Origin of the sequence: Roseibium salinum (assembly GCF_026240905.1) — a bacterium.
GTDB lineage: Bacteria > Pseudomonadota > Alphaproteobacteria > Rhizobiales > Stappiaceae > Roseibium > Roseibium salinum.
On sequence record NZ_JAPEVI010000003.1, the window covers coordinates 4764611 to 4788378 of the forward strand.

The 23768-nt window shown below is 61.2% G+C and carries 24 protein-coding genes; 12 read left to right on the top strand and 12 right to left on the bottom strand.

Annotation, left to right across the window (positions count from 1 at the left end; all coding sequences use genetic code 11):
* The first annotated feature begins 145 nt into the window (after nucleotides 1-145).
* The 11 genes from ON753_RS26425 to ON753_RS26475 all read left to right on the top strand — a co-directional run bounded on the left by ON753_RS26425 (nucleotide 146) and on the right by ON753_RS26475 (nucleotide 11168).
* Nucleotides 146-2002, top strand: coding sequence for a putative bifunctional diguanylate cyclase/phosphodiesterase (locus tag ON753_RS26425; RefSeq protein ID WP_265966999.1), 1857 nt, complete (start codon nucleotides 146-148; stop codon nucleotides 2000-2002).
* Between the two features lie 434 nt (nucleotides 2003-2436).
* A complete protein-coding gene (locus tag ON753_RS26430; RefSeq protein ID WP_265967001.1) occupies nucleotides 2437-2865 on the top strand; it encodes a hypothetical protein in 429 nt (142 codons plus the stop codon).
* A 2-nt stretch (nucleotides 2866-2867) separates the two neighbouring features.
* The gene (locus ON753_RS26435) at nucleotides 2868-4706 is read left to right on the top strand and encodes an ABC transporter ATP-binding protein (protein WP_265967003.1); all 1839 of its coding nucleotides are present in this window, start codon (nucleotides 2868-2870) and stop codon (nucleotides 4704-4706) included.
* A 316-nt stretch (nucleotides 4707-5022) separates the two neighbouring features.
* Complete coding sequence (gene petA, locus ON753_RS26440) at nucleotides 5023-5583, top strand: ubiquinol-cytochrome c reductase iron-sulfur subunit (protein WP_265967005.1); 561 nt, start codon at nucleotides 5023-5025, stop codon at nucleotides 5581-5583.
* Nucleotides 5584-5608: 25 nt separating this feature from the next.
* A complete protein-coding gene (locus tag ON753_RS26445) occupies nucleotides 5609-6874 on the top strand; it encodes a cytochrome b (protein WP_265967006.1) in 1266 nt (421 codons plus the stop codon).
* Nucleotides 6875-6903: 29 nt separating this feature from the next.
* Nucleotides 6904-7743, top strand: coding sequence for a cytochrome c1 (locus ON753_RS26450; RefSeq protein WP_265967007.1), 840 nt, complete (start codon nucleotides 6904-6906; stop codon nucleotides 7741-7743).
* Between the two features lie 70 nt (nucleotides 7744-7813).
* On the top strand, nucleotides 7814-8305 hold the full coding sequence (locus ON753_RS26455; RefSeq protein ID WP_265967008.1) for a heme-binding protein: 492 nt from the start codon (nucleotides 7814-7816) through the stop codon (nucleotides 8303-8305).
* Nucleotides 8306-8342: 37 nt separating this feature from the next.
* Nucleotides 8343-9218: an S-methyl-5'-thioadenosine phosphorylase gene (locus tag ON753_RS26460; RefSeq protein WP_265967010.1), complete on the top strand. Its 876-nt coding sequence runs from the start codon at nucleotides 8343-8345 to the stop codon at nucleotides 9216-9218.
* Nucleotides 9219-9419: 201 nt separating this feature from the next.
* Nucleotides 9420-9968 (top strand): adenine phosphoribosyltransferase, encoded by a 549-nt coding sequence (locus ON753_RS26465; RefSeq protein WP_265967012.1) that lies wholly within the window; start codon nucleotides 9420-9422, stop codon nucleotides 9966-9968.
* A 5-nt stretch (nucleotides 9969-9973) separates the two neighbouring features.
* Nucleotides 9974-10636, top strand: coding sequence for a 5,6-dimethylbenzimidazole synthase (gene bluB, locus ON753_RS26470; protein ID WP_265967014.1), 663 nt, complete (start codon nucleotides 9974-9976; stop codon nucleotides 10634-10636).
* A gap of 52 nt (nucleotides 10637-10688) precedes the next feature.
* A complete protein-coding gene (locus tag ON753_RS26475) occupies nucleotides 10689-11168 on the top strand; it encodes a GNAT family N-acetyltransferase (RefSeq protein WP_265967015.1) in 480 nt (159 codons plus the stop codon).
* A 341-nt stretch (nucleotides 11169-11509) separates the two neighbouring features.
* Here ON753_RS26475 and ON753_RS26480 read toward each other — a convergent pair whose 3' ends face one another.
* The 12 genes from ON753_RS26480 to ON753_RS26535 form a co-directional block, all read right to left on the bottom strand.
* Nucleotides 11510-11989 (bottom strand): MaoC family dehydratase, encoded by a 480-nt coding sequence (locus tag ON753_RS26480; protein ID WP_265967017.1) that lies wholly within the window; start codon nucleotides 11987-11989, stop codon nucleotides 11510-11512.
* Nucleotides 11986-12444 carry a MaoC family dehydratase gene (locus tag ON753_RS26485; RefSeq protein WP_265967019.1) on the bottom strand — a complete coding sequence of 153 codons (459 nt, stop codon included), beginning with the start codon at nucleotides 12442-12444 and terminating at the stop codon, nucleotides 11986-11988. Before ON753_RS26485 ends, ON753_RS26480 begins: the two co-directional genes overlap by 4 nt.
* Before the next feature lie 72 nt (nucleotides 12445-12516).
* Nucleotides 12517-12879 (bottom strand): hypothetical protein, encoded by a 363-nt coding sequence (locus ON753_RS26490; protein ID WP_265967020.1) that lies wholly within the window; start codon nucleotides 12877-12879, stop codon nucleotides 12517-12519.
* Between the two features lie 437 nt (nucleotides 12880-13316).
* A complete protein-coding gene (locus tag ON753_RS26495; protein WP_265967021.1) occupies nucleotides 13317-14216 on the bottom strand; it encodes an NAD-dependent epimerase/dehydratase family protein in 900 nt (299 codons plus the stop codon).
* A 123-nt stretch (nucleotides 14217-14339) separates the two neighbouring features.
* Nucleotides 14340-16115: an SLC13 family permease gene (locus ON753_RS26500; RefSeq protein ID WP_265967022.1), complete on the bottom strand. Its 1776-nt coding sequence runs from the start codon at nucleotides 16113-16115 to the stop codon at nucleotides 14340-14342.
* A 145-nt stretch (nucleotides 16116-16260) separates the two neighbouring features.
* Nucleotides 16261-16944: a fumarylacetoacetate hydrolase family protein gene (locus ON753_RS26505; RefSeq protein WP_265967023.1), complete on the bottom strand. Its 684-nt coding sequence runs from the start codon at nucleotides 16942-16944 to the stop codon at nucleotides 16261-16263.
* 214 nt (nucleotides 16945-17158) lie between these two features.
* Nucleotides 17159-18457 carry an MFS transporter gene (locus tag ON753_RS26510; RefSeq protein ID WP_265967024.1) on the bottom strand — a complete coding sequence of 433 codons (1299 nt, stop codon included), beginning with the start codon at nucleotides 18455-18457 and terminating at the stop codon, nucleotides 17159-17161.
* Nucleotides 18458-18617: 160 nt separating this feature from the next.
* Nucleotides 18618-19718 carry a redox-regulated ATPase YchF gene (gene ychF, locus ON753_RS26515; RefSeq protein ID WP_265967026.1) on the bottom strand — a complete coding sequence of 367 codons (1101 nt, stop codon included), beginning with the start codon at nucleotides 19716-19718 and terminating at the stop codon, nucleotides 18618-18620.
* A 162-nt stretch (nucleotides 19719-19880) separates the two neighbouring features.
* Nucleotides 19881-20654 (bottom strand): aminoacyl-tRNA hydrolase, encoded by a 774-nt coding sequence (pth, locus tag ON753_RS26520; RefSeq protein ID WP_265967027.1) that lies wholly within the window; start codon nucleotides 20652-20654, stop codon nucleotides 19881-19883.
* A gap of 106 nt (nucleotides 20655-20760) precedes the next feature.
* Entirely contained in the window at nucleotides 20761-21408 is a 648-nt protein-coding gene (locus ON753_RS26525) for a 50S ribosomal protein L25/general stress protein Ctc (protein ID WP_265967028.1), read from the bottom strand.
* Nucleotides 21409-21618: 210 nt separating this feature from the next.
* On the bottom strand, nucleotides 21619-22305 hold the full coding sequence (locus ON753_RS26530) for an MOSC domain-containing protein (protein WP_265967029.1): 687 nt from the start codon (nucleotides 22303-22305) through the stop codon (nucleotides 21619-21621).
* Between the two features lie 11 nt (nucleotides 22306-22316).
* Nucleotides 22317-22868 (bottom strand): MarR family winged helix-turn-helix transcriptional regulator, encoded by a 552-nt coding sequence (locus tag ON753_RS26535; RefSeq protein WP_265967030.1) that lies wholly within the window; start codon nucleotides 22866-22868, stop codon nucleotides 22317-22319.
* Nucleotides 22869-22955: 87 nt separating this feature from the next.
* Between ON753_RS26535 and ON753_RS26540 the strand changes: the two genes are divergently transcribed.
* The gene (locus tag ON753_RS26540; protein WP_265967031.1) at nucleotides 22956-23720 is read left to right on the top strand and encodes a hypothetical protein; all 765 of its coding nucleotides are present in this window, start codon (nucleotides 22956-22958) and stop codon (nucleotides 23718-23720) included.
* The last annotated feature ends 48 nt before the right edge of the window (nucleotides 23721-23768 follow it).

Below are 23768 nucleotides of genomic sequence, written 5' to 3' on the forward strand. Positions count from 1 at the left end.
CGGGTTAACCAACCGAAGATCTATCCGTTGAAGTACTTATTGATATAAATACCAATATTCCTCAGTCGAATTTACTTGTTTAGGAATTGTTTCAGGATTGAGTTTATAAGTAACCATATGTTTTTTCCTGCCAAAAAGATGGAATATGACAGAATTCCTGGCTGAGGGGCCTGTGCAGCAGTTGATATTCTTTCTGGGAACCGCGCTCACGTTCCTTTCTGTCGGCTATCTGCGGGGCAGGGCGGCAGGCGGACAGTCCGGCCGCAACGACACTTCCGAATTCGGAAATGACGCAGCCATCCTGAAGCTGGTCGTGGAACATGCCCACGAAGGCCTGGTCATGCAGGACATCTATGGGCGCATAGAATGGACCAATCCCGCCTACTCCCGCATTACCGGCTACAGCGCGGAAGAGGTCCGCGGGCGGCGCCCGCAGGAATTCGTCCTGGTCTCGGAAAACCAGCTGTCTGCCGAAGAAATCGAGAATTTCAAATACGACCTGACGAAATTCCGTTCCGGCGTCGAGGAACTGATTCTGAACAGACGCAAGAATGGAGAGCTCTTCTGGAACCAGCTCACCTTTGCCGTGGTCGAGGGCAAAACCGAAGAAGAGACGAAGATCATCCTCATCTGCCGGGACGTCACCAGCCAGGTCGAACACATGAAAGAGCTGGAGGCGGTGCGGAGCCGGTTGAAGCATCAGGCCGAACACGATGACCTTACCGGCGTCGCCAACCGGGCGAAACTTACCTCATTCCTTCAGGAGCGTGTTTCGGCCGCAGCCGGGCCGGAGAGCCTGATTGGCATCGTTCATGTCGATCTTGATCATTTCAAGGATATCAATGACAGCCACGGCCACTGCGCCGGCGATACGGTCCTGCGGCACACCGCCGACGTGCTGAAATCGGTCATGGGCGACAAGGGCCTGGTGGCGCGCATCGGCGGCGATGAATTCGTCGCGGTGGTATCCGATCCTCTCGGCCCGGAGGAAATGGAAACCATCGGCAAGAAGATCCTCGATGGCCTGGCCAAACCGGTCAAGGTGGACCATCAGAACCTGAAGGTGGCCGGGAGTGTTGGGCTGGTGCTGGCGGATGGCACGAAAGCGAGTTCTTCGGAACTGATCCACCGGGCCGACCTGGCGCTCTACGCCGCCAAGAAATCGGGACGCAGTCAGTTTGCCTGGTACACGGACGCGCTCGGAGCCGCGCATCGACACAAGCGAATGACCATGGCCCAATTGGACCAGGACCTTGAAAACGAAGCCCTGACCTTGCTGTTTGAACCGCAATACAGCCTCGAGCGGCAGCAGATCGCCGGCTACGAAGCTCTGCCACGGTGGCTTCACCCGTCAGAAGGTCTGGTGGATCCGGTCAGGCTGCTGTCCCTGCAGGAAGACGGAAAGAGTATTGCCCAGATCGAGCGGTTTGCGGTGCGCACCGGCATTGCGGAAGTCAAGCGCCTGCGGGAAGCCGCCGATGCCAACGTCTTCCTGTCGGTCAACCTGACGGAGGCAAGCCTCAGGGATCCCGGCTTCCCGGCGCTGATTTCCCAACTCTGCGAGGAAAACGATCTGCCGGCCGCAGATATCGTCATCGAACTCGATGAAAGGATCATCCGGTTCGACGATGCCGACGGCGTGGCGTGGGATCTCGGCAGGTTCTCGGACATCGGCTGCCGGATTGCGCTGGACATGTTCGGAAGCGGGCACGGCGGAGCGGGGCAACTCCTCCATCTGAAGGCCGACGGTGTCAAAATCAGTCCGGTGCTGATCGATGGTGTGAACCACAGCGCGAAACAGCAACAGCTTGTTCAGTCGATCGTCGGCCTTGCCGGCAGCCTCGGGCTGCAGGTCTCGGCGGTCGGAGTGGATACGCCCGAACAGGCGGCGCTGTTGAAGGCGTTGGGCTGCAGCCTGGTGCAGGGCCGGGTGATCGGGCAACCGCTCTCGCCCAGGGAGGCGGAGATTCACATGCGGGAATTCGTGCTGCAGACCCACTGAATAGGGTCGCGAACCGGCAGGTGTGAAGGGCAGGTGACGGCCAGTAAGGGCAGGTAACGGCCAGTATCTGTGTCCGATCGGCAACAGTTCGACCCTTCGTGCTGCAAATTGACGCATTTTGGCTTTTCAATATTCGCCAAAGAGGCTACCAAGGCATCCGGTCAACCTCCGGTGGTTGGCTTTTCCTGTCCCTAGCGGCCGTCCCGGCCCGCGCAACTCCAAGGAGGGCTTTGATGACAGATTTCTGCATGATGCATCCATTTGCCGCCCTCGCAGGTTGCGCAAGGATCACTGTCCGCCTCCGCTAGAGGCACAGTCACTCTTCCAGTTCAATGACTTTGCGGTGACCGGCTTAAGCCGTTGCCTTTCTGCTGCATGCGTCCCCCGCATGTCTGCCGGCACCAGATTCATAATTCCTGTTCGGAGTCGATCCGATGTCTGTTCAATATTCGCCGGAGCTGGCTGCGCTGGCAGACCGTCCGGATTTCGAGGTGTCTTTGCCAAAAGAGCCCGACCCGGGCTTCACCGGCCGCATCCGGCGCTTTGCGGCGGCCGTGGGCCTTTTTCTGGCGATCACGTCCGCGACTGCCGTCGTCTTTTTCCTGCCGGTTCTCGTTGTCAACCTGAGCCGGATTGAAGCTCTGGAAATCGCCGGCCGGTACGTGTCCGCAGGAGCGTTCGTGGATGAACTGCGCGCGCTGTTCTGGGGCACGTTCATTCTGGCCCTGGCCTTTACCAGCTTTATTGCCAGCCTTCTGCTGTTCGCATCTGGCCGTACAATTCGCCCGCGTTATCCATCGCCCGACCGTCAGGATGCCCTGGTTCATCTGGCCGTCCTGCGATTGAGCGGGCCTGAGAGGTGATCATGTTTGACCGGTTCGAGAAACTCGTTGATCCGTTCGAGAACACGCAGCTCGATGTGCCCCCCAAGGGGTTCTGGGCCTTCTGCTGGTACTACACCAAGCCGGTGTGGCCGATCCTCGCCTGCGTGTCGTTCTTCGGCGCAGTGACCGCCATTGTGGAAGTGTATATCTTCACGTTCCTCGGCGACCTCGTCACCTGGCTGGAAAACTCCGATCCGTCCACGTTCCTGAACGAGAACTGGCCGAGGCTCGTGTTCATGCTGGCGATACTGCTCGTCCTGCGGCCGTTGATCGAGGTCATCTGGCAGCTGTTTTTCCATCAGGGGCTCATGGGCAACTATCCCATGTCCATTCGCTGGCGGGTTCACCGCTATCTGCTTCGCCAGAGCGTTTCGTTCTACCAGAACGATTTTGCCGGGCGGATCGCGACCAAGCTGATGCAGACGGCACTGGGCGTGCGCGAGGTGGTCTCGCGCATCGCCGATATCCTGGTCTATGTCTCGGTCTACTTCACGGCGGCGGTGTTCGTGGTGGCGGACGCCAATTTGTGGCTGTGTTCGCCGTTCCTGGTCTGGCTCGGCGCCTATTTCGTGACCATCCGCTTCTTCATTCCGAAGCTGCGGGATGTCTCCAAAAGGCAGGCGGATGCCCGCTCGCTGATGACCGGCCATGTGGTGGACGCCTACACCAACATAACGACGGTGAAGCTGTTTTCCCACGCCGAGCGGGAAGAGGCCTATGCAAGGAACTCCATGAGCGGGTTCCTTTGGACGGTCTTCCGGCAGATGCGGCTGGTGACCGGGCTCAATATCGTGCTGGTCTTCATCAACATGCTGCTGCTGGTCGCGATCGGCGGTTTGTCGATCCTTCTGTGGCAGGCAGGTACCGTGACGATCGGCGATGTGACCATCGCCATCGCCATCGTCTTGCGCCTTCAGGGGATGTCGCACTGGATCCTGTGGGAGCTTGCGGGCCTGTTTGAGAATATCGGCACGGTCCAGGACGGCATCAGCACCATTTCGCGGGAGCGGGAGGTGACAGATGTCCCGGATGCAAAAACGCTTTCCGTGCCGAAGGGCGAGATCCGCTTCGAGAACATCCAGTTCCACTATGGCAAGGAATCGGGCGTGATCGACGACTTCAGCCTGGAAATCCGACCCGGCGAGAAGATCGGCCTGATCGGTCGCTCCGGCGCCGGCAAGTCGACGCTGGTCAACCTGCTGCTGCGTTTCTATGACCTGGAGAGCGGAAGGATCCTGATCGACGGTCAGGAGATCTCCGGCGTGGCGCAGGACGACATCCGGGCCAATGTCGGCGTGGTGACCCAGGACACGTCCCTGCTGCACCGGTCGATATTCGACAACGTGGCCTACGGAAAGCCCCAGGCTACGCGCGAAGACGTGGTTGCCGCCCTGGAGAAGGCCCATGCGCTGGACTTCGTGAAGGAGCTTGAGGATCTGGAGGGCCGCAAGGGACTGGATGCGCATGTGGGCGAGCGGGGAGTCAAGCTGTCCGGCGGCCAGCGCCAGCGCATCGCCATCGCCCGGGTGCTCTTGAAGGACGCGCCGATACTGGCTCTGGACGAGGCGACTTCCGCGCTTGATTCAGAGGTGGAGAACGCTATCCAGGAGAGCCTGTTCGACCTGATGAAGGGCAAAACCGTGATTGCGATCGCGCACAGGCTGTCGACAATCGCGGCCATGGATCGCCTGATCGTCATGGACAAGGGTCAGATCATCGAAGAGGGTTCCCATCAGGAGCTGCTCGACAGGAAGGGCCTCTACGCGCAGCTCTGGCAACACCAGTCCGGGGGCTTCCTGACACCTGTCCAGGCTGCCTGATTCATGCATGGCGGAAGCGGAACCGGGATCCGATACGGATTCCGGTCTTGCGTCCTTTGCCCGAAAAAGGGCAGAAAAGCGGCACAAGGGTCCATTTGCCTGCGACATATATGTTTTGATGGGCTCGTTGAACTGGACAAGCCATTCGAAGGGTGCAAAAAGACAAGCCGCTTGACCGGTACGGCCTTACCGCAGTACCCGGTCCCCGAAAAAGCCCGGCATGGTTCCGACCTTCTTCTTCCTCGGGTCAGGAAGGGTCCTCGGACGTGATACGGGCTTTCGGTACAGGTTGAACAGGTTTCGAGAGGACGCGACCTTGGCACATACGGATCAGGCGGAACCGAACCGCCGCGATTTCCTCTATATTGCGACCGGCGCCATGGGCGTCGTTGGCGTGGGCGCGCTGGCATGGCCGTTCATCGACCAGATGAACCCGGATGCCTCCGCATTGGCTCTGGCTTCCATCGAGGTGGATGTGTCTGCCGTGGAAGAGGGGCAGTCAATTACAGTCAAATGGCGCGGAAAGCCGGTCTTCATCCGCAACCGGACCGAAACGGAAGTGGAGGAAGCCAAGTCCGTTCCGGTTTCCCAACTGCCGGATCCGCTGGCCCGCAACGCCAACCTGCCGCCTGATGCCGAGGCCGATGACGTCAACCGCGGCGTTGAAGGCAAGGAGAACTGGCTCGTTCAGGTCGGTATCTGTACCCACCTTGGCTGCGTGCCGCTCGGCGATGCCGGTGACTTCGGCGGCTGGTTCTGCCCGTGCCACGGCTCTCACTATGACACTGCCGGCCGTATCCGAAAGGGCCCGGCTCCCGAGAATTTGCTGATTCCGCCGCTCGAGTTTGTCAGCGACTCGACGATCAAGATCGGCTAACGGCAAGATTTTTTAGGAGACAGCCATGGCTGGACATAATGTCTATGTACCGCAGAGCGCCCCGGCGAAGTGGCTTGAGAGCCGCCTTCCGGTCATCTCGCTCGTACGCGGCTCTTTCGTTGATTTTCCGACCCCGAAGAACCTGAACTACTGGTGGACCTTCGGCGGGATCCTGTTCATGGTGCTGATCGCACAGATCCTGACGGGCGTCGTGCTGGTCATGCACTATACGCCGAGCACCGGAGCAGCCTTCGACAGCGTCGAACACATCATGCGCGACGTGAACTTCGGCTGGATGCTGCGCTATCTGCACTCGAACGGCGCCTCGATGTTCTTCATCGCCGTTTACATTCACATTTTCCGCGGTCTCTACTACGGGTCCTACAAGGCCCCGCGCGAGATTTCCTGGATCCTCGGCGTGATCATCTTCCTCATCATGATGGGCACCGCCTTCATGGGCTACGTCCTGCCGTGGGGCCAGATGTCCTTCTGGGGCGCGACCGTCATCACCAACCTGTTCTCGGCGATCCCGCTGGTCGGTGAAGCCATCAAGACCTGGCTGTGGGGCGGCTTCGCGGTCGATAACCCGACGCTGAACAGGTTCTTCTCGCTGCACTACCTACTGCCGTTCATGATCTTCGGCGTGGTACTCCTGCATGTGTGGGCCTTCCACACGACGGGCAACAACAACCCGACCGGTGTGCAGCCGAAGACCAAGCAGGACACGATCCCCTTCCATCCGTATTATACGATGAAGGATCTGTTCGCGATGGTCGTGTTCCTGATCCTGTTCGCCTGGTTCGCCTTCTATGTGCCGAACTATATGGGCCACCCGGACAACTACATCGAAGCCAACCCGCTGGTGACCCCGGCGCATATCGTTCCGGAATGGTACTTCCTGCCGTTCTACGCGATCCTGCGTGCGGTTCCCGACAAGCTGGGCGGCGTCGTGGCCATGTTCGGCGCGATTGCGATCCTGTTCGTGCTGCCCTGGCTGGACACCTCAAAGGTCCGTTCGGGCACCTACCGGCCGCTGTTCAAGCAGTTCTTCTGGATCTTCGCGCTGGACTGCATCGCGCTCGGCTATCTCGGCGCCATGCCTGCCGAGGGAACCTACGTCATCCTCGCCCGGATCTTCACCATCTACTACTTCGCCCACTTCCTGGTCATCCTGCCGCTGCTCGGTTTCCTGGAAAAACCGCGACCGCTACCGGCCTCGATTTCCGAAGCGGTCTTGAAGGGCGGATCTGGAAAACCGGCTGCTGCCACTGCGGCACCGGACACGAAGTAACGCGAACCGGATCAGGAGTAGTTGAAACAATGAGCACCATGATCAAAATGGTTCGTTCCTTCGCAGCGGTGGCGGCGTTCGCCATCGCAACCCCGGCTCTCGCGGCAGGCGAAGGTCCGCATATCGATCGTCAGGAATGGTCGTTTGCCGGTCCGTTCGGCCAGTACGACCGGGGCCAGCTGCAGCGCGGCTTCAAGATCTACCGCGAAGTCTGTTCTTCCTGTCACGGCCTGCGCCTGGTCGCCTTCCGCAACCTTGCCGAAGAAGGCGGCCCGAGCTTCAGCGAAGACCAGGCAAAGCAGATCGCTTCGGAATACACCGTCATCGACGGTCCGAACGATGACGGTGAGATGTACGAGCGCCCGGCGATTCTCGCGGACAAGTTCCCGTCTCCGTTCCCGAACGAGCAGGCGGCCCGTGCCGCTAACGGCGGCGCTTATCCGCCGGATTTCTCGCTGCTGGCAAAGGCGCGGGCGGCGCATCGCGGTTTCCCGTGGTTCGTCTTCGACGCCTTCACCCAGTACCAGGAAAACGGCCCGGACTACATCTACTCGCTGCTGACCGGCTATGAGGAAGACCCGCAAGGCATCGAAGTGCCGCCCGGGCAGTACTACAACCACTCGTTCATCTCCGGCAACTTCCTTGCCATGGCCCCGCCGCTCTTCGACGAACTGGTCGAGTATACCGACGGGACGCCGATGACGGTCGACCAGTATGCCAGGGATGTTTCGGCGTTCATGATGTGGGCCGCCGAGCCGCATCTGGAAGAGCGGAAGAAGATCGGGTTCCGCGTAATGGTCTTCCTGATCGTCTTCGCTGGCCTGCTCTACTTCACCAAGCGGAAGATCTGGCGCAACGTTGAGCATTGATTGAACGTTGACACAATGCAATATGAAAGCCGCCGGTTGTGCCCGGCGGCTTTTTCGTGAGAGGTAAGCGATGCGCCGCATAGTGATCTTCCTCGGGGTGATCCTTTTCCCCGTGTCCGCCCTGTCGCAATCGGCTGCGGTGCACACGGTATCCGTACTGGATCTGCAGGTAGCGCTTAGGGCGGCACTTCGGGCGGTGGAAGTGTGCAGCGAGGCCGGCCATCAGGCGGCCGCCTCCGTTGTCGACCGGTTCGGCGTCGAGCAGGTGACCCTGCGCAACAACATGGCAGGCGCCCATGCGGCCGAGGCAGCGCGGCGCAAGGCATGGACGGCGGCGAGCTTCAATATGCCGACTTCGGAAATCGACGAGACCGAGACCGGCGGCGATGTTTCCGGAACCACCGGCATCCCGCGGGAGGTTCCGATCGGGGGCGGGCTGCCGATTGTCTCGCAATCGGGCGAGCTCCTGGGAGGGATTGGCGTTGCCGGCGGCGGCAGCGGGGAAACCGAGGCCAAATGCGCCAGGGCCGGCCTTGACGCCATCGCCGATCAGTTGAAATAACCGGTTCAGATTCATTCGAAAAAAGGCGGAAGCGGGTATGGCAGACGCAGTCTTGGGCATCATTGGCGGTTCCGGCATCTACGATTTGCCGGGGTTGGAAAATTCCGAATGGATAACCGTTGAGAGCCCCTGGGGCACGCCTTCCGATCAGGTGCGCATCGGCACCATCGACGGCCTCAAGATCGTGTTCCTGCCGCGTCATGGCCGCGGCCATGTCTATTCGCCGACCACCATCAATTACCGCGCCAATATCGATGTGATGAAGCGCTGCGGCGTCACCGACCTTCTGTCGGTTTCCGCCTGCGGCTCGTTGAAGGAGGAACTGGCGCCGGGCACTTTCGTACTGGTGGATCAGTTCATCGACCGCACCTTTTCGCGCGAGAAGAGCTTCTTCGGCACCGGCTGCGTCGCCCATGTTTCCATGGCCATGCCGGTCAGCCCGAAACTGGTCGACGCCGTGGCCGCGGCGGCGGAGGCCGAAAGCCTGGCCTACAAGAGGGGCGGAACCTATCTCGTGATGGAAGGTCCGCAATTCTCCTCCCTCGCCGAAAGCCGCCTCTACCGCTCCTGGGGATGCGACGTGATCGGCATGACCAACATGCCGGAGGCAAAGCTCGCCCGGGAAGCGGAAATCAGCTACGCCACAATTGCGATGATCACCGACTATGACAGCTGGCATCCGGATCACGGCGAAGTGGATATCCAGGCGATCATCAAGGTTCTGCATGACAATGCGGAGAACGCTCAGCGGCTCGTTGCCCGTGTCGCACGGGATCTGCCGCGCGAACACCAGTCCTGCCCGGCAGGCTCCGACACCGCCTTGGAATTCGCGATGATGACGGCCGCCGAAAAGCGCGATCCCGAGCTTGTCGCCAGGCTGGATGCGGTCGCCGGCCGGGTCCTCAACAGATAGCCCGCGCTTGACGCAAAATCGCTTCGACCACCGGACCAAACTTGTTATAAGCGTCGGTCGGGGCACAGGCCGGAAAGACGAAACGCAGTGCAATTCCTGCGTCTGTTGATGCCGGTCTGGTGCGAATATTTGTATTGCGGCGGTTCACTCCCGCGAAAACCGGTCTCCACTTTGCTGGAACTGTATCAGAAAGAGAGCTCGATGACCGAACAGACGATCAAGGATGAATTGATCACCGCGATCCGGACGATCAAGGACTATCCGAAAGAAGGTATTCTGTTCAGGGACATCACCACGCTTCTTGGCAACGCACGGGCCTTCCGACGGACCGTCGATGCGCTGGTCCAGCCTTGGGCGGGATCGAAGGTCGACCAGATTGCCGGCATCGAGGCGCGCGGTTTCATCCTGGGCGGGGCTGTCGCCCATCAGCTTTCCGCCGGTTTTGTGCCGATCCGCAAGAAAGGCAAGCTGCCGCACGAGACCGTGCGCATCGCCTATTCGCTGGAATACGGCCTCGATGAAATGGAAATGCACAAGGACGCCATCCGGCCGGGTGACAGGGTCATTGTGGTCGATGACCTGATCGCCACCGGCGGAACCGCGGAGGCCGCCTGCAGGCTCCTGCGGTCCATGGGCGCCAATATCGAGGCAGCCTGTTTCATCGTCGACCTGCCGGACCTTGGCGGAAGCAAACGGCTGGAAGCGATGAATGTGCCGGTCCGCACTCTGGTGGACTTTCCGGGTCACTGATCGGCATGGCTGAAAGAGGCGGGGATGAGATCGCAACACCGGGGTTCACGCAGGAGTTCCGGCAGGATTTTGAAACGCTGCTGAAATGGCGCCGGGACGTGCGCCGGTTCAAGACGGAGCCGCTGCCGGCCGGCATGCTCGAACGCCTCCTGGGCCTGGCCGATCTTGCGCCGTCCGTCGGCAACAGTCAGCCGTGGCGGATCGTCATTGTTGACGGTCCGGAGAAGCGGGCGCGGGTGATTTCTTCCTTCGAGGCGGAAAACGAAGCGGCCGCGCAGCGGTATGACGACGACAAGGCCGCCCATTACCGGCAGCTCAAGCTGGCGGGACTGAAGGAAGCGCCCGTCCATCTGGCCGTGTTCAGCGACGACGATCCCGTGCAGGGGCACGGGCTCGGACGGACCACGATGCCGGAGACACTTGCCTATTCCACCGTCAGCATGATCCACACGTTCTGGCTGGCGGCCCGGGTGGAGGGCATTGGTGTCGGCTGGGTCTCCATCCTCGATCCCGAGGCGGTGGCCCGCATACTGCAGGTTGACGCAGACTGGCGGCTCGTGGCTTATCTATGCGTGGGCTTTCCGGAAGAAGAACATATCGATCCGGAACTGGAACGTGTGCGCTGGCAGGCGCGCAGTCCACTGGAGACGCGGCTGTTCCGCCGTTAGATCAAGGTGCTGGGGCACCAATCGAAGGCAAAGTTGTTCTGGGAGGTCCTTCATGGCAGTGATCATTCGCCCAACGGAAGACGGCGATCATGATGTCGTGCATCAGATGCTCACGGAGCGCTGGACAGGGCCGGACATCATGCTCGACCACCAGATGGTCGATGCATCGCGGCTGCCGGGCTATGTTGCCTTTGACGGGGATGATCTTGTCGGACTGGTGACATTGATCAAGCGTGAGAAGGAATGGGAAATCCTGACGCTGGATTCGCTCAACCGCTGGGGCGGGGTGGGAAGCCAGCTCCTTGATGCCGTGGTAAGCGATGCGCGCGCAAACAACATTCCGCGTCTCATCGTGCGAACCTCCAACGACAATCTGGATGCTTTCCGTTTCTATCAGCGCCGCGGATTCCGACTGGAGCGGGTCGGCCGGGGCGTTATCGACGAGGAACGGGAGCTGAAACCGGGCATTCCGCTGCGCGGCGACTACGGCATCGAAATTCACGACGAGATCCTGTTCGCGCGAACGCTGTAAGCAAATTCGATTCTTTCGAACTTCAGGCGAAGGCTGCACGTTCACTGACTCGTAAACTCTGTTTGGCGGCCCAGTGCCGCGGGGTTGCCGCGGAATGTGATGTGCGGCCGGCCAAAACCTCACACGGTCACCGCGGACGCAGCGAAGCGGAGATTCGGGGCCTACTCGCTGATCCGCTTGCCGAAGGGGCAGAAATTTGCAGGTGGACCCTCCGCATGCGATTCCGACGTCTCTGGAAATGAGTAGGCCCCGGCTCTGCGCTGGCGATTGGCCGGGGTGACACGGAGAGCCATGCTCACCTTAACGGTCGAGCCGGTCCAACCGTTTTGAACCAGTCCCTGCTATCTCATCCGCCGCTCGACAAAGACGGTTCCCTTGAAGGAGAACACGAGTTCGTCCTTCTGGTTATGTGCCAGCATGTCCGAATGCACCAGGCCCCAGTCGGGGCGGCTGCGGCTTTCGGTCTTGCCGGTCACGACGCGCTTGTACCGCAGCGTGTCTGCGACATAGACCGGCTTGAGCCACTTGAGATCCTCAAAGCCGGGCGAGGGGCCGAGCCGGGCGGGTGTCCGGCCCTGTCTTGACACTTCCTCGTTCTGCTTCTGGTGCGCCGTGACCCACAGTTTCATGAAGATCGAGGCCGTGTGCCAGCCGGACGCGCACAGGTGCCGGAAATGGGTCTTGGCGGCTTCTTCTTCGCTGAGGTGAAAGGGCTGGGGATCGTATTTTTCGGCAAACCGGATGATTTCGTCTTTGGTGAAGGTGTGCTCGCCGAGCTCGAGCGTATCGCCGATCCCGATATCTTCGAAAAAGTCCGTCACGCCGCCGGCTCCCTTTTTGCAAACAGGATCGGGTTCTCCCACTCGACGACCCCAGTGCCCGTCTGGTTGGCGGCGGTCACGCGGACGGTGACGATGCCGAGGTCCGGTCTGGAGCGCAGGTCCCGGGTCGTCAGGACATCCGCCCTGGCCGTCAGGGTGTCTCCGGGACGCACCGGATGCTTCCACTGCAGCCTGGTCATGCCGGGAGAGCCGCGGCCGGCGGATTTGTTCAGGAGCCCGGTCGCAAGCAGGCGCATGACCAGGGAACCGGTGTGCCAGCCGGATGCGGCGAGCCCTCCGAGCAGGGAGGCGCTGCCTGCTTCTTCGCTCAGGTGAAAGGGCTGCGGGTCGAATTCGGAGGCAAACCCGATGATTTCCTCCCGGCTCACCGTCAGGGAGCCCAGATCGAACGACTGGCCGGGGGCGAAATCCTCAAAGTGAAACAGATCGGACATGAAACTCGGTACTTGCTTTCGACGTAGTGGAAACGCGGGCGCGCCGCGTTTCCGCAAAGGCCCGGGGGCCGCTCAGTCGAAATAGATTTCGTTGTCATCCAGATAGACGTTGCTGGATTCGCAGATATCGATGTCGATCGGGTCGTCCAGAACTTCGTCGTCGTTTTCTCCCAGCCAGCCGACCTGAAGGGTCTGGGCACAGTTGCCTGTGGATGCGAGAAACTCGGCCTGGACGGATTCGCCGGGCGCGAGCGGCCCGGAAAGCCAGTTGTCACTCCAGCCGGAGCCGTCGTTCGTATAGAAGCCGACTACGGTGTTTTCCGAAGTGTTGTTATAGACCTGGAAATACCCTTGCGAACCGGTGCCTTGCGCAAGCGCGGCCGTTGCCGATACCAACAGAGCCAAGCCGATGGCGGCTGATTTCAAAACCTGCATTTCCTCTTCCCCGGCAGCGCTCTGCCCGAATGTTTGCGAAGGTGAGAAGTTAGAGCGTTTCTCGATCAAATCAAATCAAAGCATTTGATGAGGAAATCCGGCTCACTCGGCTAGGCGTATCGCGCAGTCCGATGTGGTGCATCGGGCAAGCGTTGCAACGAAGCCGATGGGCCGGATTTCTTCACCTTCGCGAGGGTGGAACATACCGGATTCCAGACGTAGACGGGCCGGGCGATTTTGCCCTCTGGCGTTGTTGGTCTGCCATTGTGGTGGGTCACACCACCGCTGGCAAACCGCCTAGTCAGCGAACAAAATCGCCGCGGTCAAATGTTTTGATTTGATCGAGAAACGCTCTGGTTCCGGGTGGTGCGGAAGTAAATTGAAAACAGCGCCGAAAGCCCTTTTTCCGGTGCTTTCTGAACTGTGCGCGTCGGAGCCTAGATTTTCACGTATTTGCGCCAGTCATGCTCCTCCTTGAAACCCAGGACCTCGCGGATCTTGCGGTTGGAGAACAGCGCTTCATGCTCGCCGAGCTCGCGGCTGACCGGGACGTTCGGGAAGAAGCGTTTCAGGATCTCCGTGTTGGGAATGTCGACGGAATTGGTGTCATTGCCCGCGTTGAAGACCTGATAGCCCAGCCCGTCCTTCTCCAGGCATAGATCGACGATCTGGCCGAGGTCGCGCGCATCGATATAGCAGAAGATGTTTCTGCGCCTCTGGGCGGGGTTCTTGAAGAAGTCGGGGAAGCGGTCATATTCGTGCGGTTCCATGACGTTGCCGATCCTCAGGGCGTAGATGTCGAACCCGGAGCGGCGCTGGAAAGCGCGGGCCGTCTGTTCGTTGACCACCTTGGAAAGCCCGTAGCTGTCCATGGGATTGACGTCATAGTCCTCCTCCACCGGCAGGACCGTCGGGTCGACGACGCCATCGGCAAAGCAGACGCCATAGGTGGTTTCAGACGAGGCGATGATGATCTTGCGGATGCCGAGCTTCACGGCGGCCTCGATCACATTATAGGTGCCGACCGTGTTCACCGCGAAGGTCTTGTTGTCCGGATGAATGAGAATGCGGGGAATGGCGGCGAAATGCACCACGGCGTCAAAAGCCGGAACGCCGTTGCCCGGTTCCAGTTCGTCGAAATTGGCGTAGCTGGTCATGACGTTGAACATCTCGCCCGACTGGGTGATGTCGGCGGTGAGATTGTCGACGCCGGGGTGGTCCAGCGGCGTCAGGTCGACGTTGACGACCCGGTGCCCGCGGTCGAGCAGGTAGGGAACCACGTGTTTGCCGGCCTTGCCGGATCCGCCCGTGAACAGGATGCGTTTCGGAGTGCTCATCTGCTTGTCCCTTTCTGAAATGATCGACGTACATCATGCTGAAAACAGCTCCGGGCGCCAGAGCCTGACTTTGTCGGTTTGGCACAATCACCTTGTCACGGTGCGCAACAAATTCAAATCCCGTCAGAGCGGCCAGACGACCAGGATGGCGGGGATGCCGACCGACAGCACGATCAGTTCCAACGGCAGCCCGAGGCGCCAGTAGTCGCCGAAACGGTAACCGCCCGGCCCCATGATGATGGTGTTGTTCTTGTGCCCGATCGGCGTCAGGAATGCGCAGGACGATGCAACGGCGACGCCCATCAGGAACGGATCGGCATTGACCTCGAGGGACTCGGCGATCTGGATGGAAATCGGAGCCGCGATCAGGCAGGTCGCAACGTTGTTCAGGAAGTCCGACAGGGTCATCGTTGCCACCATCAGCATGGCGAGCGTGACCCATGCGGGGGCTCCGGCCGTCACGGAGACGATGCCATCGGCAATCAGCTGCGCATTGCCGGCCTGCTCGAAGGCCATGCCGAGCGGAATGAGCGAGCCCAGCAGAACGATGACCTTCCATTCGATGGAGTTGTAGACTTCGGCGCCGCCGACCAGGCCTGCTGCCGCGTAAAGGACGACGCAGGCGGCAAGAGCGACGGGCAGGTAGGTCAATCCTGCCACGGCCGCCGCGATGGCGATCATGAAGCCTCCGATCGCCAGCCAGGCCTTGTTGCGCTGCATCATCTCCGTCCTGCGCCCTTCCAGCGGCAGGACGCCCAGCCAGGCGCAGGCGGTCTCCAGCCGATCCGATGTTCCGATCAGCAGAAGAACGTCACCGGGGCGTATCACCTCGTGCCGGACCCTTTTCTGAATCCGGCGGCCCTGACGGGATATGCCGAGCAGGGTGACGCCCTGGCTAAAGGTGAGCCTCGTGTTCAGCGCGGACTGCCCCACGATCCGGGCATTGTCGGGAACGATCGCTTCCATCAGGCTGAGCGTGTGGCCGCTCAGTTCTTCCTTGTGGCGTTCGGAGCCGGTGAAATCCAGCTTGGCGGTTCCCATGAAGCTCTCGATGGCCTTCGGGTCGCCTTCGACCATCAGAAAGTCACCACTCCTGATCGGCTCGCCGCGGGCGAAGCCCCTGACCCGGCGCCCGTTGCGGATGAGGCCGATGATGGCGACGTCCTTTTCCTCCGCAGTGGGATAAAGATCGCCGACCGTCAGGGGCTTGTCCTCCGAGACGTGGCTGACCTTCAGTTCGGCGAGATAGAGACTTTCCGCAATCCCTTCCGGTTTCTCGATCTGCCGCAGGCGCTTGGGCAGGAGATGCCAGCCCGCCAGCGTGACGAAGGCGATGCCGCTGATGGCGACGACGAGGCCGACCGGGGCAAAATCGAACATGGAATAGGGTTCGCCGAGGGCTGATGAGCGGTAGGCGGAGATCACGATGTTCGGGGGTGTGCCGATCAGCGTCACCATTCCGCCAAGGATCGTCGCGAAGGAGAGGGGCATCAGGGACAGGCCGGGTGTCCGGTCAGCCTTTTTCGCCGCCTCCACGTCCAGCGGCATGAGCAGGGCGAGGGCCGCGACGTTGTTGATGATCCCCGATAGTCCAGCGCCGACGACCGCCATCAGGCCGATATGTCCGAAAAGGCCGCGCGAGGACGACAGGAGGCGCGTGGCAATCATTTCCACGACGCCTGAATTCATCAGACCTCTGGAGACCACCAGCACCAGCGCGATGATGATGACGGCGGAGTTTCCAAAACCCGAGAAAACCTGATCCGACGGGACGAGCCCGAGTATCGCTCCGACGATCAGGGCGGCAAACGCGACCAGATCGAAGCGGATCCGGCCCCAGACCAGCAGGGCGAAGACGGCGCCGAACAGGAGGAAGAGGGCAGTCTGTTCAAAAGTCACGGATTGCTGAACTCCGTTGGAAGAAAGGCAAGTCGCCAGGATCAGGCCTTACCACGACATAGTGTATTCCGGTTTCAGTTAAACTCGCGGGCTGCGGCTTTGTGCGGGCAAGGCCTGCATTTGATTTCGGGCAGAGTATATGGTGTCAGACCACAGTCACGGTCAGGCCGGGCAGACCCGAGATCGAGGCTTCCAGAACATCCCCCCGCTCAACGGGGCCGACACCGGCCGGAGTGCCGGTCAGGATGACGTCGCCGGCGGCAAGGTGGAACAGTTCCGACAGCTTGGCGATGATCTCCGGAACCTTCCAGATCATCTGATTAAGGTCGCCCTCCTGGCGCAGATCGCCGTTTACGGAAAGGGCAATGCGTCCCGCGTTCAGAAAACCGCAATCGCCGGCAGGCACGATCGGGCCGATCGGTGCTGAGTGCTCGAAGGCCTTGCCCGCTTCCCAGGGGCGTCCGGCCTTCTTTGCTTCCGCCTGAAGGTCGCGGCGTGTCATGTCGAGGGCGGCGGCAAAGCCGTAGACGTGGCCCAGGGCGGCCTCCGACGCGATATCGGCGCCGCCGGATTTGAGCATGACAGCGAGTTCCACCTCGTGATGCACGTCCCTGGTGAGCGGCGGGTAGGGAAACTCGCCGGAGGGATCGAGATTGTCCGGGTTCTTCTGGAAGAAGAAGGGCGGGTCCCTGTCCGGATCGTGGCCCATCTCCACCGCATGGGCGGCGTAGTTGCGGCCGACACAATAGACCCGGCGGACCGGAAAGCCAGCCGGGTTCCGGTAAACCGGCAGGATGGCGGGAGACGGGGCCGGGATGACTGTCTGCATGAGCATCGCTCTCCAGGAAATGGCGGGACCCCGGTTGTACAAGGTTCCCGCTCGTTCTGTCGAGCCTGCCTTCGCGAAGCCGCGCCCGGTGACCGGGGCCGGTTTCCAGACCGCCGGAATGCCGCCGTTGAGCATGCCTGTGACCATGGCGCGAAGCGGCAAGGGTGCTGTGACAGGTGAGGGGACCGTCGGCCGCCGCAGGGGCGCCCTGCCGTTACGGGTGTGCTGGATCCGCGATGACGGTTTCCGCGTCGTCCATCTTCCTGCCGTCCGGCATGAGCCAGATGACGATGAACGCCAGGATGCCGGCGGCGATCAGATAGAGGGCGGGAGCCAGCTGGAGATGGGTCTCGTCGATCAGGTAGGTCGCGACCAGCGGCGAAGTGCCGCCGAAAAGGGCCAGCGGAATGTTGTAGCCGATCGAATAGCCGGTCACCCTGACCGAGCGCGGGAACTGGGCAATCATCGTCGCCATGAGCGGCGCGAGATAGAAGGCGAGCACGACGGCAAGGCCCAATTGGCCGAGGATCACCATCACGGGGTCCTGGTGGTGGAGAAGCCAGAACATCGGCCAGCCGAGCAGCGCAACACCGCCCGAGCCGATGAGGAGCAGGGCCTTGGGGCTGGTCCTGTCGGCCAGGTAGCCGACGGCGGGCAGCAAGAGCATGAATACGATCATGTCGCCGGTGTTGATCGTCAGGGCTCCGCCTTCCGTGAGCTTGCTGTAATCGACCAGATAGGTGGCGAGATAGACGAAGACCAGATAGAAACCGGTGCCGTTCAGGACATTGCAGGCAATGGTCCTGAGGAGCGCGACCTTGTGGTTGCGGACGACCTCGCGGACGGGAGTGCTGAGCGGGTCATTGGGCAAGGGCGGCAGGTCGGACTCGTCGGCCCTGTTGCCGCTGCGGATCATGAAGCCGGTCAGGCCGACCAGAAGGCCGAAGGCGAACGGAATGCGCCAGCCCCAGACGGCAAGGTCGTCGGCGGACAGCAGACTGGTCGCCAGAGCCGCGACGCCCGAGCCGAGCAATATGCCGAAGACCGCGCCGACCATCGCCCAGGAGACGATGAAACAGCGCCGTTTTTCCGGCGCGATCTCGTAAAGGTAGACGGAAGAGCCCGTATATTCACCGCCGACGGAAAGGCCCTGGAGCAGGCGGAGGACCGTCAGCGCAATCGGCGCCGCGATGCCGATGGTGTCGTAGTTGGGCAGGAATGCCATCAATGTCGTCGGAATGGCCATCATCGCGACGGACAGAAGCAATGCCCGGCTTCGCCCGACCCTGTCGGCAACATGACCGAGAAGCAGGCTGCCGATCGGCCGCATCAGGAAACCGGCGGCAAAGACACCGAATGTGCTGATCAGACTGACCGTCGGGTCGCTGTTGGGGAAAAACTGATGTGCGATGATCGGCGCCAGATATCCGTAGATGGCAAAATCGTACCATTCGAGCGTATTGCCGACGGTTCCTGCAACGATTTTTCCGGTCCGTGTCTTGCCTGCGCCCATCTCGTCTCCCCCTGAGATCGGGGGACGTTAACGGAGAAGTCTTTACCTTCCGTTTCGTAAGTTTCGGCGGATTTGTGCAGACCGCGGCCGAAAGCGCTCTCGAGGGCAGGCGATCCCGGCAACGCTGGGCGTGCCGGGACGAAGACGAGCCCCGCTGAGATTAGGTGGCGAATTTGAAGAGCAGGATATCGCCGTCCTTGACGATATATTCCTTGCCTTCGTCGCGTGCCTTGCCGGCCTCCTTGGCCGCCGTTTCGCCGCCGAGGGCGGTGTAGTCGTCATAGGCGATCGTCTGGGCCCGGATAAAGCCGCGCTCGAAGTCCGAATGGATGACGCCGGCGGCGGCCGGAGCCTTGGTGCCACGGGTGATCGTCCAGGCACGGGTTTCCTTCGGGCCTGCGGTGAAATAGGTGATCAGGCCGAGCAACTCGTAACCGGCGCGGATCAGCCGGTCGAGCCCCGGCTCTTCCAGGCCTATCGTTTGCAGGTACTCGTCCTGCTCTTCCTTGTCGAGCTGGGAGATTTCGGCTTCGATGGCGGCTGAAATCACCACACATGCAGCGCCTTGCGCCTCAGCCATTTCCGCAACCTTTCGCGACAGATCGTTGCCTTCGCCCGCAGAGGCCTCATCGACATTGCAGACATAGAGGATCGGCTTGGCGGTCAGAAGATTGAGGCCCTGCAGTAGCCTTGCCTCTTCCGTATCCGACACGGGCAGCATGCGGGCCGGCTTGCCTTCCTGGAGGAGGACAAGGGCAGCTTCCATGATCGGCAGAACGGCCTTGGCTTCCTTGTCGCCGCCGGTCGCCTTTTTCTTCAAGGGCGCGATACGCCGCTCAAGGCTTTCCATGTCGGCGACCATGAGTTCGGTTTCCACGGTCTCGGCATCGGCGATGGGGTCGACCGTGCCCTCGACATGGGTGATGTCGTCGTCCTCGAAGCAGCGCAGCACATGGACGATGGCATCGACTTCGCGGATGTTGGCCAGAAACTGGTTGCCGAGGCCTTCGCCCTTGGAGGCGCCGCGGACGAGACCGGCAATATCGACGAAGGTGATCCGGGTCGGGATGATTTCCCTGGATCCGGCGATCTTGCGGACCGCATCGAGGCGCGGATCGGGAACAGCCACTTCGCCCGTGTTCGGTTCGATCGTGCAGAACGGATAGTTGGCAGCCTGGGCCGCTGCGGTCTTGGTGAGCGCATTGAAGAGCGTGGACTTGCCGACATTCGGCAGCCCAACGATGCCGCACTGGAAACCCATGGGAGTTCGCTTTCGGTTTGTATCGTGAAACTGTTGGTGCGCTACATGCCCGAGCACAAAGGACAGGTCAAGGCTTTGCAGCAGAAGCCCTCGGGAAGGGGTGCACAAGGCGCGGCCAATCTGATGATCCGGTCCGCTCCCGAGCGGCCAGAGCAGTCAGTTTCAGGAGTCCGTGCCCTGGTCGCCGCCGAACAGCTTTTTCAGCATCGCTGCCATCGGGCCGGATTTGGGCAGGTTTGCGGGCTTTTGCTGCCGCGCCTGGCGAATGTGGCTCTGGCCCCCGGACTTTGCGGACCTGGCCGGCCTGTCGATGCCGCTTTCGCGCGTTTCCTTGCGTTGTACCTTTTCCGGGCGCTGGGCCTTTTCCGGTTCCAGGGCGAGGGTCAGCTTGTTGGCAAACTGGCTGTCCTTGCCCTCGGCGAGCAGGTCGGCGTGGTCGGCGATCCGCGTCAGCAGCGTCTCCAGCCAGTCCCGGTCCGCCTTGGCGAAATCGCCCAGCACATAGTTGGAGACCAGTTTCTTGTCGCCCGGGTGGCCGATCCCGAGGCGCAGGCGCCGGTAATCCTCGCCGATATGCGCCGTGATTGACCGCAGGCCGTTGTGGCCGCCGTGGCCGCCGCCCTTTTTCATGCGGAACTTGCCGGGCGGCAGGTCGAGTTCGTCGTAGAGAACAACGATGTCCTGCGGCTCTATCTTGTAAAAGCGCATGGCTTCGCCGACCGCACGGCCGGATTCGTTCATGTAGGTGCCCGGTTTCAGAAGGAGAACCTTCTCCGATCCGAGCAGGCCTTCTGAGACCTGGCCCTTGAAGCGCGCGCGCCATGGCTGGAAGCCGGAATGGCGGCGATGGATCTCGTCGACGGCCATGAAGCCGATATTGTGCCGGTTGCCTTCATATTTGGCGCCGGGATTGCCAAGGCCGACGATCAGTTTCATGGCTCACCTTTGAAGATCCGTCTTGAAACAAAAAAGCAGCCGAATGCGGCTGCCTTGCAGCGGAAGGCAGCCAGGCTGCCTCCCGCAAATGTTGCAGGCCTCAGGCTTATTCGCCTTCGTCCTCTTTGTCTTCAGCCTCTTCAGCTGCTTCGACTGCTGCTGCCTCGTCCTCTTCAGCTTCCTGTACGCCGGCGGGAGCCGCGATCGTTGCGATGGTGAAGTCGCGATCGGTGATGGTCGGCTGGCAGCCTGCCGGCAGCGCGACTGCGGAAATGTGCAGGCTGTCGCCCGGCTGCGCTTTGGCCAGGTCGATTTCCAGAGCTTCCGGAATGTTGTCGGCCGGGACGGTCATTTCGACGGTGTGGCGAACGATGTTCAGAACGCCACCCTTCTTGATGCCCGGGCAGATTTCTTCGTTGAGGAAGTGAACCGGAATGTCGACGGTCAGGGTCGAACCCTTGGCAACGCGCAGGAAGTCAACGTGCAGGATGTCATCGCGCACCGGATGCAGCTGATAGTCCTTTGCGATGACACGGTGCTTTTCACCGCCTACATCGATGGTACCGATATGGGTCAGGAAACCGCCCTTGTGCAGGGTCAGCGTGGTTTCTTTCAGCGGAATGGTGATCGGCAGGGCAGGTTTCTTGTCGCCGTAGATCACGGCAGGTAGAAGGCCTTCGCGACGCAGTGCCCGTGCGGCCCCCTTGCCCACCCGGTCCCGTGCCGACGCCTTCAGCTCATAGCTGGCAGCCATGGCAAAACTCCTTGGGTATATGATAGCGAACCGGCGAACCACCGCGTGTCTGAAAGACTTTAAGTTGTCCGGAATCGGTCCATAAGCGCCTCCTCCAGGGGTGCAGGCGCGAGCGGGCGTATAGCGGAAAAGCGGGCGGGATGCAAGGGGCGGCGGGTTCTGCCGTGAAAATCCGGCGCCGGACGGGACCGGCAGGCGGGAAAGCGGGTGTCAGCCCTTCAGCCGTCTGGATGTGTCTTCCCTATAGTCCCGGTCCGCCTTCCTGGCAAATGCGGCACGCCAGGGTTCGGCCAGTTGCGCCACCTGCGAAAGGGCAAGGGCCACCGACGGATCGAGGCGCGGGTCGAACCTTGCCAGGATCACCTCGCGCAGGTTCCAGTCCGGGCACGGGCGGTCGATCAGGGCAATTTCGTCCCCTGCCGCCAGCGTGCCGGGCTCCAGGACCCTGAAATACCATCCGGTTTTTCCCGTCTTCTGAAAGGCTGCGGCCTGGCCGGGGTTGTCGGTGTGCATGTTGAGTTTCCAGCAGGGCTGACGGCCCTGGGAAATCTGGATGCGGGCCGAACCGGCCGAGAAGATGTCGCCGATGCACAGATCCTCTTCGACAAACCCTTCCGAGGAAATGTTTTCTCCAAAGCCGCCCGGCCGGAAGGCCCGGGCCTTTTCCGGGAATTCAGCCTGCCAGTGGGCATAGTGTTCCGAAGGATAGATGTGCAGCGCCTTTTCCGGCCCGCCATGGACCGTCAGGTCGGCCTGCTTGTCGCCGGCAAGGCCGGTTTCCAGAACGTCCTGCGGGCCGTCCGCCCGGCGCCTTGCGATGGCGGAAGGAGCTCGTCCTTCCCAGCGGTGCTCGGGCGTCCCGATAAAAAGGTTCAAAATATTTGCGCTTACGGTCATGCCTTCAACTCTCAAGCTTCAATATGTTCGTGGCAGATCTTCTTGCCGTCGGCGGGAGCGAGCGGCACTTCCAGAAGCCGGCAATAGCCGCCGGTCCCGGTGCTGTCGTGGTGTCGGCAGGTGCTGCAAATGCCGAACGATCTGCCCCCGCGCTGCTGCAGCATTGCAAGAACCAGCGTCTTCAGGTTGGACGCCAGATCGCTCGTGACATCCTCCGGCAGGCTCGCGATCACCTTGTCGAGACCGGACGGGTCTTCCAGGAGGTCGATCCCGTGGTCGGTGACGTCGTAGCGAATGCTGCGCTTGTCTTCCTGCGAACGGGTTTCGGCGATCAGTCCCTTGCGGGCAAGGGCCTTCAGCGTCTGCGAGGCCGTCCCGCGTGTGGTGGCGAGATAATCGGCCACATGGGAGGGGGCGCGCGAAAACCGGTTTGCCCGCGCCAGATAGGAAAGCGCGGCAAATTGCGACGGGTTCAGCGGACCGTTCCATTCCTCTGCAGCAATCAGCCGTGACAGCCGATCGATCAGATCGCGGACGATCTCAGTGTCGGTGAGTTCGCTCATGATCGATATGTAGCGAGTCGAAATTATTCTTGCAATAGTTTCGACTCGCTACTATCAAGATGGCGTCCTCAAACAGGGAGATAACCCATGCTGAAAACCATCCTTGGAACTCTGCTGATTGCCGGTTTGCCGGCCGCCGCGCTCGCTGACGACGGTCACGGTCATCAGGCCCTCCACGAGAAAGACGCCGTTCTGTCGCCGGAGAACGTGGAGATCGACCGGAACTACGACATCCTCGGCGCCCATGTGCACCGGGAAGGCCGTGTCGTGACCTTTCACATGACCTTGCAGGGAACGGCCGGTGCGACAATCCCGGCGGCCAATAGAGCGCTCGCCGGTGCGCCGGTCCACTCCTATGTCTGGCCGACATCGCTCGCGCCCGAAAGCGTCGGGTTCGAAGGCGGCAAGGGCATTCTGGCGCTGGTGGCCACCAGCCATCCGGATTTCGACGACACGCCGCTCTTTGACGAGAACGGTGACGGCGATCTCGCGAATGACGGGGCCGGATGGCATTCACATTGGGTGGTGCTGACAAAGACCGCCGGCTGCGGGGAAGGCGCGCTTGCCGTTCAGGACATAGCGGATGGTGCCGCGCCGAAGATGCCCGCAACCTGGCCGGGCCTGCCGATCTATATAGACAGCCCCGGATTTTCGCCCGTCATGGACGGCGGGGAGATCACGCTGAATGTCGTGTTCGAAGACGCGAGCGTCCTCGAGGGAATGACTTACGACGGCGTCACCTCGGCCTTGCGGGTCAATGAGGATGTGCACGCGCCGCTGCTGTGCGTTGTCGACGTCTTCGATGTCGCGTCCGGTGACCTGAGCCTGCCCGGTGAAGTCAAGACGCGCTGAGCGAGCAAGGTGGGGTCTGTGTGCATAGGCCGAGATTCGCATGGATGC

Excerpts from the sequence above, each read along its gene's own strand:
- pth (WP_265967027.1), bottom strand. The coding sequence starts at position 20,654 with ATGAAACTGATCGTCGGCCTTGGCAATCCCGGCGCCAAATATGAAGGC.
- ON753_RS26540 (WP_265967031.1), top strand. The coding sequence starts at position 22,956 with ATGCTGAAAACCATCCTTGGAACTCTGCTGATTGCCGGTTTGCCGGCC.
- ON753_RS26490 (WP_265967020.1), bottom strand. The coding sequence starts at position 12,879 with ATGCAGGTTTTGAAATCAGCCGCCATCGGCTTGGCTCTGTTGGTATCG.
- ON753_RS26455 (WP_265967008.1), top strand. The coding sequence starts at position 7,814 with ATGCGCCGCATAGTGATCTTCCTCGGGGTGATCCTTTTCCCCGTGTCC.
- ON753_RS26475 (WP_265967015.1), top strand. The coding sequence starts at position 10,689 with ATGGCAGTGATCATTCGCCCAACGGAAGACGGCGATCATGATGTCGTG.
- ON753_RS26485 (WP_265967019.1), bottom strand. The coding sequence starts at position 12,444 with ATGTCCGATCTGTTTCACTTTGAGGATTTCGCCCCCGGCCAGTCGTTC.
- ON753_RS26430 (WP_265967001.1), top strand. The coding sequence starts at position 2,437 with ATGTCTGTTCAATATTCGCCGGAGCTGGCTGCGCTGGCAGACCGTCCG.
- ON753_RS26505 (WP_265967023.1), bottom strand. The coding sequence starts at position 16,944 with ATGCAGACAGTCATCCCGGCCCCGTCTCCCGCCATCCTGCCGGTTTAC.
- ON753_RS26495 (WP_265967021.1), bottom strand. The coding sequence starts at position 14,216 with ATGAGCACTCCGAAACGCATCCTGTTCACGGGCGGATCCGGCAAGGCC.
- ON753_RS26525 (WP_265967028.1), bottom strand. The coding sequence starts at position 21,408 with ATGGCTGCCAGCTATGAGCTGAAGGCGTCGGCACGGGACCGGGTGGGC.
- ON753_RS26465 (WP_265967012.1), top strand. The coding sequence starts at position 9,420 with ATGACCGAACAGACGATCAAGGATGAATTGATCACCGCGATCCGGACG.
- ON753_RS26425 (WP_265966999.1), top strand. The coding sequence starts at position 146 with ATGACAGAATTCCTGGCTGAGGGGCCTGTGCAGCAGTTGATATTCTTT.
- ON753_RS26535 (WP_265967030.1), bottom strand. The coding sequence starts at position 22,868 with ATGAGCGAACTCACCGACACTGAGATCGTCCGCGATCTGATCGATCGG.
- bluB (WP_265967014.1), top strand. The coding sequence starts at position 9,974 with ATGGCTGAAAGAGGCGGGGATGAGATCGCAACACCGGGGTTCACGCAG.
- ON753_RS26460 (WP_265967010.1), top strand. The coding sequence starts at position 8,343 with ATGGCAGACGCAGTCTTGGGCATCATTGGCGGTTCCGGCATCTACGAT.
- ON753_RS26450 (WP_265967007.1), top strand. The coding sequence starts at position 6,904 with ATGAGCACCATGATCAAAATGGTTCGTTCCTTCGCAGCGGTGGCGGCG.
- ON753_RS26530 (WP_265967029.1), bottom strand. The coding sequence starts at position 22,305 with ATGACCGTAAGCGCAAATATTTTGAACCTTTTTATCGGGACGCCCGAG.
- ychF (WP_265967026.1), bottom strand. The coding sequence starts at position 19,718 with ATGGGTTTCCAGTGCGGCATCGTTGGGCTGCCGAATGTCGGCAAGTCC.
- ON753_RS26510 (WP_265967024.1), bottom strand. The coding sequence starts at position 18,457 with ATGGGCGCAGGCAAGACACGGACCGGAAAAATCGTTGCAGGAACCGTC.
- ON753_RS26445 (WP_265967006.1), top strand. The coding sequence starts at position 5,609 with ATGGCTGGACATAATGTCTATGTACCGCAGAGCGCCCCGGCGAAGTGG.
- ON753_RS26435 (WP_265967003.1), top strand. The coding sequence starts at position 2,868 with ATGTTTGACCGGTTCGAGAAACTCGTTGATCCGTTCGAGAACACGCAG.